This window comes from Actinomadura rugatobispora (assembly GCF_042656285.1).
In the GTDB taxonomy this organism is placed as follows: domain Bacteria; phylum Actinomycetota; class Actinomycetes; order Streptosporangiales; family Streptosporangiaceae; genus Spirillospora; species Spirillospora rugatobispora.
Window position 1 is genome coordinate 36,296 of sequence record NZ_JBHSON010000102.1, and the last position, 9,469, is coordinate 45,764.

Consider the following 9,469-nt stretch of genomic DNA (forward strand, 5'->3'; position numbering starts at 1 on the left):
GGGCACGCCTTGACGGTGCGGCAACCGCGAACGGTGGAGTTCGATGTCGGCGGGCGCGAAGGGGAGGCCGCGCGGCTCGCCGGCACGTACGTCCCGCCCGAGAACTCCGGGCCGGCCAGGGCGGTCCTGGTCTGCCTGCCCGGCGGCACCTACGACCGCGGTTACTTCGACCTGCGGGTTCCCGGGCGGACCGGCTACAGCTTCGCGCGGTACGCGGCGTCCAGGGGCTACGGCGTCGTCACGCTGGACCTGCTGGGCACCGGCGCCAGCAGCCGGCCGGCGCAGGAGTTCGGCCTGGCCGACCAGGCCGCGGCGGTCGCGGCGGCAGTGGCCCGGATGCCGGAGGTGCTCGGGGAGCCCGGTCCGTTCCTGGCCGTGGCCCACTCCATGGGCGGATACGTCGCCATGTTCCAGCAGGCCGGCCACCACGACTACGCCGGGCTGGCCATCCTCGGCACCACCAACCAGTACGTCGCCCAGCGTCCGCCCACGCCGGAGATGGCCGCGGCGGCGCGGACCCCGGAAGGGCGCGCCGCTCTCGCCGAGCGGATCGAGGCGGCCCTCCCCGAACGCTTCGCCGCGCCCGACCGGACCCCGATGCGCTCGTGGTTCTACCTCGACGACGTGCCCGGAACCGTGGTGGAGGCCGACCGTGCCGCCACGCTCACCGTCGTCCCACGGCGGCCCGCGGCGCAGGCCTCCGTCCCGGGCTTCGCCACGGACGCGGCGGCGGCCGTCGATGTCCCCGTCTTCCTGAGCTACGGCGATGTCGACGTCTCCCCCGACCCCCACCAGGAACCGGCGTTCTACCGCGACAGCCGCGGACGTCACCCTCTACCTGCTGCCGGGAAGCGCCCACTGCCACAACATGGCCACCACCCGCCACCTCCTGTGGGACAGGCTCCTGGACTGGTGCGGCACGATCACGCCCGGGACGACCGTCTGAACCGCGGCGCCCCGCCAACGGACCGCAAAGCCGTTCAATAGGGCCGTTAGATCTGTGCCGGCGCCGGGCTGCCCCCGGGGCGGAGCGGGCACACGGTACCTGTACACGTGAACGTCCGAGCGCCTCACGTCCGCGACGGACCCGGCGCTCACGACCGACTCGCGCCTGCAGATGACACCTGCGTTCTTCCACCGCCGTTCCGACAGGGAAGCCCGCGCCGGCCGATCGCCGCTCGGCCTGGCGACGGAGGTCCCGTCCACGGTGTACCGCATCACCCGGCTGACCGTCACCGCCGTGCTGGCGTTCGTGCTGGCCCTCTCCCTGCTGCCGCCGAACGGGCCGCAGCCCCTGCTGGCGCCGCTGACGGCGCTGCTCGTCGTGCAGTACTCCATCTACCAGACGATCAAGGCGGGCATCCTGCGGGTGGCCGCGGTCACCTCGGGGGTGCTGGTCGCGGTGCTGGCCGCGGGCACCATCGGGTTCTCCTGGTGGGCGCTCGGGCTGACCATCCTCGCCGCGCTGGTCATCGGGCATGTGATGCGGCTGGGCGAGCACGTGCTGGAGGTGCCGATCTCCGCGATGCTGATCTTCGCGCTGGGCACGGCCAGTGAGAGCGGCGCCGTCGAACGGTTGCTGGAGACGCTGATCGGCGCCGCCACGGGGCTGGCGGCGACGCTGCTGGTGCCGTCGGTGCGGGTGCGGCCGGCCGAGGAGGCGGTCGAGGACATCGCCGAGCGGCTGCGGGAGCTGATCCAGCAGATCGCCGGCGGGCTGCGGGGCCCGCCCGCCGAGCACGAGGCGGCCGGGTGGCAGGACAAGGCCGAGCAGCTCGCCCGCGAGATCGGCCGCACCGACCGGGATCTCGGCGCCGCCGAGGAGAGCGTCCGCCTCAACCCCCGGACGCGGGCACGGCAGCTCATCGACGCCGGTGTGGCGCTGCGCGACGCCATGGAGACGATGGAGCACTTCACGCTGTCGCTGCGCGGCCTGACCCGCTCCCTCGCCGACGATGAGCGGCTCGGCGCGCGGGGCCGGCTGCTGACGGATCCAGACCTGCGCGAGGAGCTCGGCGACGCGCTCGAGGCCATCGCCGGCGGCATCAGCGCCTACGGGCGGCTCACCCGCTCCGACCTGGCCCGCGACGCCCGCCCCTTCCTCGCCGAGCAGGCGCTGGAGGTGCGCGTGGACGTGGCCCGCGAGCGGCGCGCCCGGCTCGCCCGGAGGCTGCACGAACGGGCCGCGGCCGGGGACATCTGGCCGCTGTACGGCGAGGTCTCCATGAACGTCGACCGCCTCATCGGGCACCTGCGCGTCGAGCACCGGGCCCGCGCACGCCAGCGCTGGAGGCGGCAGCGGGGCGCGGCACGGCACCTGCCCGAGCTTCCGGCCCGCGCCGTCCAGCAGGCACGGCACCAGCTCCGCAAGGCCGCCGAGGCCAACGCCGAGGCCGAACGGATCGCCCGGGATCCTGACGACCCGCCCGACGGGCCGTGATCACGGCCGGTGTCGCACTCGAGCCCGCCGCCTGGCCGTCCGGACCGAAGCTCAGTCGGGGGGCAGCAGCGGACCCAGCGGGCCGAGGTCGAGGTTGAGGTCGCGGGCGTCGAGGTCGAAGCGCCCCCGCAGCTCCGTCATCGCCTCCTCCAGCCTCATGAGGGCGAGCCCGAGCTCCTCCACCTGGTCGTCGGAGAGATCACCGCCTTCGACCCGGCGCAGGGCCTGGCGTTCCATGAGCTGCCGCACGAGTTCGACGATGGTGAGGACCAGCCGGACCAGGTCGCGCTGCACCTGCTCCGCGTCGGTCTCCAGACGCTGTTGCAGCCGGCTGGTCCTCCCCCGGTTCGGGGACGACGCCGGCCGCCGCGCGACCCTGCCGTCGCGCCGTGGCCCGGGCCCGTCTACCACGCCGCGTCCCCGGGCGGCGGCGGCCCGGTCCCGTCCCGCCCGGACGGGGCCGGGCGCGCGGGTCCGTCCGCGTCGGGCAGGCACCGCTCCACCTCCGGGCGGATCGAGGCGATGATCGCGCGCAGCGAGATGTGCACGAGATCGACGTTCGCGATCGAGATCGTGATGTCCCCCGCGATGACGACCCCGCCCGCGAGCAGCCGGTCCAGCAGGTCCACCAGCGCGATGCGCTCGGCCGGCGCGAGCTCGGCCTCCTCCGGCGGCACCGGCACGCCGGTCAGCGCGCGGTCCACGGCCCTTCCTCCGTCGCGAAGGAATAGGGCGCCCACGGTCCGCTCAGCTGCGCCGAGATGCCCCGCAGCCCTCCCAGCGAGGCCACCGCCTTGCGGAACTCCTCCACGCGCTCGTCGTCGACCAGGTAGGAGGCGTTCAGCACCATCAGCCCCTGGTGTCCGGACAACTCCGGGTTCTGCGGCGGGTGGAGGTGCCGGGCGACGGCGATCTCGCTCAGCCGGGTGTCGATCTCGGTCGCCCGCCGCATCGCCTCCTGCCGCGCCTCCTCCTCGGTGTGCCGCTCGGCGCGGCGGCGCAGCAGGTAGCTGGTCCCCGGGCGGCCCGCATCGGAGTCCTCGCCGGCCGCGGCGTCCGTCATGAGGTCGCGCAGTTCCGCGAAGGCCTTCACGCCCCACTCCCCGCGCCCGCCGATCCGGTCGAACGCCTCGGCGAACTCCTCCTTCCGGTCCCGCAGCGCCTCGCGTACGCGCGCGTCGTTCCGGTAGACCGTGAGCAGCCGCATCGGGAGGGTCACGGCGAGCGCGGCGGCGTCCGCGACCACCGCGTTGTGGCCGCGGGCGGTGCCCTCCAGCCATCCGAGATCCTCCAGGTTGCGCCGGAGCGCCTCTTCGCCGAACTCCGCGAGGTCGACGGTGCTGACCAGGGCCGTCACCCCCTCGTGGCTGATGGCGCGCACCGAGGCCCCGCCGACGCCGCGGGTCCGCTCGACGAGCTTCGCGGGCGGGTCGCGGGTGATCGCGTAGACGTACACGCCCGTCTCAGTCGCCACGCCGCCTCCCGGACGCCTCGCGCTCCTCCCGGCCGGCCCGCGTCGTCGGCTCGCCTTCCTCCGGGTCGGCCCGGGACGTCGGCTCGCCTTCCTCCAGGCCGGCCCGGGACGTCGGCTCGCCTTCCTCCAGGCCGGCCCGGGACGTCGGCTCGCGCTCGTCACCGGCCTCCAGGGCCGAGACCCGCCGGCGCAGCTCCCGGTTCTCCTCCGCCAGCTCGCTGCTGTGCGAGGAGAGCGTGGGGTCGTGCTCCCACCAGTCGATGCCCATCTCCTTGGCCCGGTCGACCGAGGCGACGATCAGCCGCAGCTTGATGGTCAGGAGTTCGATGTCCAGCAGGTTCACCTGGATGTCGCCGGCGATGATGATCCCCTTGTCCAGCACCCGCTCCAGGATGTCGGCGAGGTTCGCCGGCTCGTGGCGCCGTGCCGGAGTGGGCGACCGGACTCCGCCCGGTGCCCTGACCTCCATCGGATCCGTCACGTCACTCTCCCCTTGCTCGACCGTCCTCTTCCGGCGCTCGGCCGCGCGCATCGCCTCGGCTGCGCCGGTGGGGGGTCGGCGCCCATGATCACATGCCCGTCCGGGCGGACGAGCCGGTCCTCAGCCTGTCCAGCAGCAGGTCCTGGAGTTCCGCGGCCTCCTCCTCGGAGAGCTCGCCCGCGGCGAGCGCCGCGTCGACCTCCGCCAGCTGGCCGCGGATCGCCACCGGGTCGTACAGCTCCTGTTCGGCCTGGTCGCGGATCCGCTCCGCCAGCCAGACGACACCGCGCACCGGCGCCAGCGGCAACGTGAGCAGCCCGGTCAGGAGCCCCATGACGCGGCCTCCCGCTCCGTGATCGGCGGGACGAAGTCGTACGGCGCGAGCGGGCCGATCACCCGGAGCCGGACGCGACCGGCCCAGCGGCGGCCGAGGTCGTCCACGGCCTGCTCGAACCGCTCCCGTTCCGCCTCGGCGACGAGGAAGGCCACGTCGGCGGCGGCCTCGTCGCCGGCGGGCCGGCGCGGAGTCACCGCCACGGCGTGCGGCGCGATCGCCTCCACGAGGGCCGCGCCGTCCGCCTGCCGCTTGGCCTCCAGGCCCTGGACGATCAGTTCGCCCAGCCGGACGCGCTCGTAGTACCCGGCGTCCTCCGGCTTCCGCCGCACGCTCTCCCGCAACCGCATCGCCTCGGGGTCCTCCATGAGCACCTCGCGGAGCACGGCGTCCTGCACATAGGTGCCGACGACGATGAACTCGGCCCGGCCGGCGAAGTCCGCGAGGACGTTCGCGAACCAGTCGTGATGCGGAGCCACCAGCTCGTCGGTCACCGCGTCGGCGGAGCGGACCACCGCGCCGAACCGCAGCGGCAGCACGGTCGTCTCCCCCGCCAGGGTCTCCACGACGCGTTCGTGCGCCAGCAGGTCCTCCCGGGCACCGAACGGCCTGCCCGTGACGACCTCGCTCACGACCGCGGCCAGGTCGCCATGCCGGACCAGCGAGAGCCCGGCCCCGTCGGTGCCGCTCAATCCCTCCGGCACCTCGGTGTCGCCCGGCACGATCGCGTACACGTACACGGCCTCTCCCCCGGCCCGGCCTTCGCGGGCCTCGGCCTCCGGATGCGCCGTCACCGCTCGCGCTCCCTCCGTGACCGGGTGCGCCGCGGTTCGCGGGCCTCCTCTTCCTCGCGGTCGTCCTCACCGCCGGAGAGTGCGTCCTGGATCGTCTCCCCGGCCGCGTCGAGCACCCCCTTGGCCTTGCCCTTCGCTCCTGCCCGGGTGCCGCCCTCCGTGATGTTCTCGGCGAGCTCGGGCAGGCCGCCGCCGCCCTTCTCATAGAGATCGAGCCGGTTGGTGGCCTCCGCGAAGCGCAGGTAGGTGTCCACGCTCGCCACGACGATGCGCGCGTCGATCGTGATGACCTCGATGCCGACCAGCGACACGCGGACGAACGCGTCGATGACCAGGCCCTTGTCCAGGATCAGCTCGACGACGTCCGCGAGGGTGCCGCCGGACGACCGCTCCACCTGCGGGCCCGGAACCTGAGAGACGGTCATCGCACACCACTCCTTCGCCTCGCCGGCCGTCGTTCGCGCTCCTCTTCCGCCTGCTCGGGCTCGGCCTCGGTCTCCTCCTGGGCCTTGCGGCGCCGTTGCTCGGGAGGACGCCTCCGGCGGGTCTCCTCCTCAGGTTCCTCTTCTTCGCGGGGCGCCTTGGTCTTGCGGGAAGCCCCGGCCCGGGTCTCCTCGGGCTCTTCCTCGGGCTCTTCCTCGGGCTCTTCCTCGGGCTCTTCCTCGGGCTCTTCCTCGGGCTCTTCCTCGGGCTCTTCCTCGGGCTCAGCGCCGGCTTCCTCCCTCTCCTCGGGAGGCTCGCCTTCGGCGTACTCTTCCTCCTCGCCGGCGGCTTCTTCCTCCGCCCGCGCGGCTCTGTCCTCGTCCTGCGGGGCCTCTTCTCGCTTCGCCCCTTCTTCGGCCCCGCCCTCTTCGCGACCGCGTTCCTCCTTGAGGGCGTCCTCGTGCGTCTTGACGACCTCACCGTCGCGGATCTCACCTCGCCAGCCCTCGATCTCGTCGGACTGGAGGATCGCGTGCGCCATGAGATGGCGCCGGAAGTGCTTGAACTCCAGGCGGGCGCGCCGTCCCTGGGCGCGCCACAGGTTGCCCGTGTGCTCGAAGAACCCCTGGGGGTGGTATTCCATGACGAGCAGGATCCGCGTGAGGTTCGGGGCCAGTTCGGAGAAGCTCACCACCCCGTCGACGAACCCCTTCGGACCCTTGGACCGCCACACGATGTGATCGTCGGGGACCTGCTCGATGATGGACGATTCCCAGTTACGGTGCGACCACCAGATCTGCGCCTTCCAGTTGATCTTCTCGTCGGATTCCTGGTCGGCGCCCTCGACCTTCTTCATGAAGCCCGGGAAGTCCTCGAACTGCGTCCACTGGTCATAGGCGAGGCGGAGCGGGACCCCGACGTCCATCTGCTCGACGATGTTGGTGAGCTTGAGCGCCGACCTGCCGCCCTTGCCGGTCTTGCCCTTGCCGCCGCCGAAGACCTGCTTGACCTTCTCCTTCAGCCCGGTCGCCCCCGCGTTCGCCACCGCGCGGAAGGGCGACTTGCCCGCCGCCAGCGCGGAGACGCCGCTGAGCGCCGACTTGATGCCCGGGCCGCCGTGCTCCAGGTGGTCGACCAACTGGTCCGTGGTCTCGTTGAGCCTCTCACTGATCGAGAGCAGCGCCTTCTCCGCGAGAGCGTTCAGGAAGTTCTGGGCTTCCTGTGCGAGCCTCTCCGTGGGCAGCCGCTCGGTCACATCAGTGCTCCTCGCAGGCGCTTGCCGATCGGTCATCGCGCTGTCCCCTCATCGTCCGGCGCGTGCCCTCGCAGAACCGGCGCGGGCCCTCCGGGGCGCCTCTTCGCCTTCGGACGCCCGCCGGCGGGGCTCCTCCCGCCGCGGCGGCGGGGCCGAGCGGCGAGGCGCCTTCCGAGCCACCGGCTCCTCGGGTTCGGGCTCCTCTTCGTACTCGTCCTCGTACTCGTCGTAGTCGTCGTACTCGTCCTCGTCCGGCCGCGGCCGCTCGCGCCGGGGCTCCTCGTCCTTCGGCCGCTCCTTGCCCACCTTGACGTCCGGGGTGCGCAGGCGGTCCGCACGCTCCTGCAGCCTGTCGCTCAGCGAATCGATACGGTTGCTGGCGGCCGCCATGACCACCGACTTGCCCGCGTCGACCAACTGAGTCCCCAGGTCGCCGGTGACCTTGTCCAGCGGACCGCCCTCGGCTCCCAGGGGCGTGCGGCGTAGGAGATCACCGGGATCCACGGGGAGCTTCCCGCCCGCCGCCAGTAGCGCCATCACCGCGGCCAGCCGCGTCTTCTGGCTCCGTCCGAGCAGGTAGCCGCCGACGATGGCGACCGCCATCCGGCTTCCGCACTTCATGCCCTTCTCCTCCCCTGCACGACCCAGGGCGGCGATATGGAGCGACGGCAGGTGATGGGCGAGCAGAGGCGAGATTCCATCGGCGTCACGGCATTACGGCTGTCAATGACGAAACGTCTCCAGCCCCAACGCGCCCACCGGATCTGGCCCCGCATCGACTGCTTCGGCGAAACCGCTTCGGCAGCGGCCACAACAGCGGGTCGCGGCATGTTACGCAGCGCGCCCTACCCTGGGCCAAAAGCCCGAAACCGGGCGCTTCTGGCCTTGTACGTTCTTTACACGGACATGGCGCCCAATGCACGATCGCCACTTTCTTTACCTATGCTCCAGCACATTTGAGCAAGCCGACCGCACCAACCTCGATCTTTTATGACGGCCGACCAATGCGCCCGAGCCGTCCACGCGTCCCAGGGCGCTTCCGCTGGTGAGAGCACGACGACACGCGATCGCCCACGAACACCCCTGGGTGGCCCTGGGTGCGGGTTCCGTCCACACGGCCGAGATAAGGAGAGTGCACACCGTGGACCAGGAGCACGTGAGTGCGACCCTGACCGTCGAGGCGCCGGCCGCGAGGGTGTTCGCGGTGCCGGCGGACCCGGCGGCCCATTCCGCGATCGACGGCACCGGCGGGGTTCGGCAACCCGCCGACCGAGCCCCGCTGACCGAAGTGGGGCGGATCTTCCGGATGGACATGTACCACCCGGGCCATCCCAACGGTGACTACCGGGTGGCCGACAAGGTCCAGGTGCCCCGCTCGGCCCGTCCAAGACCACGGTCACGCTCACCTACGACTGGTCGGCGGTGCCGCAGTCTCGCTGCACCACCTGGCCGAACTCGTCTCCGCCAGGTGACAAGTCCAAGGCCGACCATGCCCACCTGCGCCAACCGGCGCTGCATCCCCCATCGAAGATCTGCGCGCCATGGCATTTTCGTCACCGCCGCCAATGTGAGCGACCGACCGCAATCTGCTATGACCACCTGAACCGCCACGCCTGCACCCCGCCGACACCGCCCCCGGTCGACGTCGCAGCGGAACGGCCAGTTCACGTCAGCGAGGGCGGCCATGGAGTCCAAACATCCCCGCGAGGCTTGATAAGCGCATTCTCGGAGCCTTAGCCTCATGAGGCACGTAGCGGCAATTGTCACGCAGCGTCGCATTCTGGCCTGCCGCTTTCCGGCGCGGACGAAAGGTGACGAGTGGGCATCGAGATCAGGGTCGAAGGGCTGACCAAGTCGTTCGGCCGCCAGACCATCTGGCAGGACGTGTCGCTGACGGTGCCCGCGGGAGAGATCTCCGTGCTCCTGGGCCCCTCCGGCACCGGCAAGTCGGTCTTCCTGAAGTGCCTGATGGGCCTGCTCAAGCCCGACCGCGGTCACATCTGGGTCGGCGAGCGGGACCTGCCCTACCTGCCGGAGGCCCAGCTGTACGAGATGCGCAAGCTGTTCGGGGTGCTGTTCCAGGACGGCGCGCTGTTCGGCTCGATGAACCTCTACGACAACATCGCCTTCCCGCTGCGCGAGCAGACCAAGAAGTCCGAGGGTGAGATCAAGCGCATCGTCATGGAGAAGATGGAGATGGTCGGTCTCCTCGGCGCCGAGAAGAAGCTTCCCGGCGAGATCTCCGGCGGTATGAAGAAGCGGGCCGGG

General features: G+C 71.8%; 12 protein-coding genes. 3 read left to right on the plus strand and 9 right to left on the minus strand.

The window, feature by feature from the left end:
* The first annotated feature begins 15 nt into the window (after positions 1-15).
* Together ACFPZN_RS46300 and ACFPZN_RS46305 are read left to right on the plus strand one after the other, a co-directional pair.
* Positions 16-987 carry an alpha/beta hydrolase gene (locus ACFPZN_RS46300; RefSeq protein WP_378289730.1) on the plus strand — a complete coding sequence of 324 codons (972 nt, stop codon included), beginning with the start codon at positions 16-18 and terminating at the stop codon, positions 985-987.
* A 130-nt stretch (positions 988-1,117) separates the two neighbouring features.
* Positions 1,118-2,440 carry an FUSC family protein gene (locus ACFPZN_RS46305; RefSeq protein WP_378289708.1) on the plus strand — a complete coding sequence of 441 codons (1,323 nt, stop codon included), beginning with the start codon at positions 1,118-1,120 and terminating at the stop codon, positions 2,438-2,440.
* Positions 2,441-2,491: 51 nt separating this feature from the next.
* Here the strand turns inward: ACFPZN_RS46305 and ACFPZN_RS46310 are convergent, their stop codons facing one another.
* From ACFPZN_RS46310 to ACFPZN_RS46350, 9 genes are all read right to left on the minus strand, one after another.
* Positions 2,492-2,851 (minus strand): gas vesicle protein K, encoded by a 360-nt coding sequence (locus tag ACFPZN_RS46310; RefSeq protein ID WP_378289710.1) that lies wholly within the window; start codon positions 2,849-2,851, stop codon positions 2,492-2,494.
* On the minus strand, positions 2,845-3,144 hold the full coding sequence (locus ACFPZN_RS46315) for a gas vesicle protein (protein WP_378289712.1): 300 nt from the start codon (positions 3,142-3,144) through the stop codon (positions 2,845-2,847). Before ACFPZN_RS46315 ends, ACFPZN_RS46310 begins: the two co-directional genes overlap by 7 nt.
* Entirely contained in the window at positions 3,129-3,914 is a 786-nt protein-coding gene (locus ACFPZN_RS46320; RefSeq protein WP_378289714.1) for a GvpL/GvpF family gas vesicle protein, read from the minus strand. Before ACFPZN_RS46320 ends, ACFPZN_RS46315 begins: the two co-directional genes overlap by 16 nt.
* Complete coding sequence (locus ACFPZN_RS46325) at positions 3,904-4,395, minus strand: gas vesicle protein (protein WP_378289716.1); 492 nt, start codon at positions 4,393-4,395, stop codon at positions 3,904-3,906. Before ACFPZN_RS46325 ends, ACFPZN_RS46320 begins: the two co-directional genes overlap by 11 nt.
* An 88-nt stretch (positions 4,396-4,483) precedes the next feature.
* Complete coding sequence (locus ACFPZN_RS46330; protein WP_378289718.1) at positions 4,484-4,729, minus strand: gas vesicle protein GvpG; 246 nt, start codon at positions 4,727-4,729, stop codon at positions 4,484-4,486.
* Complete coding sequence (locus ACFPZN_RS46335) at positions 4,717-5,523, minus strand: GvpL/GvpF family gas vesicle protein (RefSeq protein ID WP_378289720.1); 807 nt, start codon at positions 5,521-5,523, stop codon at positions 4,717-4,719. Before ACFPZN_RS46335 ends, ACFPZN_RS46330 begins: the two co-directional genes overlap by 13 nt.
* Entirely contained in the window at positions 5,520-5,948 is a 429-nt protein-coding gene (gene gvpJ / locus ACFPZN_RS46340; RefSeq protein WP_378289722.1) for a gas vesicle protein GvpJ, read from the minus strand. The genes ACFPZN_RS46335 and gvpJ overlap by 4 nt, the downstream gene beginning before the upstream one ends.
* Complete coding sequence (locus ACFPZN_RS46345; protein ID WP_378289724.1) at positions 5,945-7,201, minus strand: SRPBCC family protein; 1,257 nt, start codon at positions 7,199-7,201, stop codon at positions 5,945-5,947. Before ACFPZN_RS46345 ends, gvpJ begins: the two co-directional genes overlap by 4 nt.
* 48 nt (positions 7,202-7,249) lie before the next feature.
* On the minus strand, positions 7,250-7,822 hold the full coding sequence (locus tag ACFPZN_RS46350) for a hypothetical protein (RefSeq protein WP_378289726.1): 573 nt from the start codon (positions 7,820-7,822) through the stop codon (positions 7,250-7,252).
* 1,197 nt (positions 7,823-9,019) lie between these two features.
* Here ACFPZN_RS46350 and ACFPZN_RS46355 point away from each other — a divergent pair.
* Positions 9,020-9,469: ABC transporter ATP-binding protein (locus tag ACFPZN_RS46355; protein ID WP_378289728.1), on the plus strand; the 450-nt coding region annotated here is incomplete at its 3' end.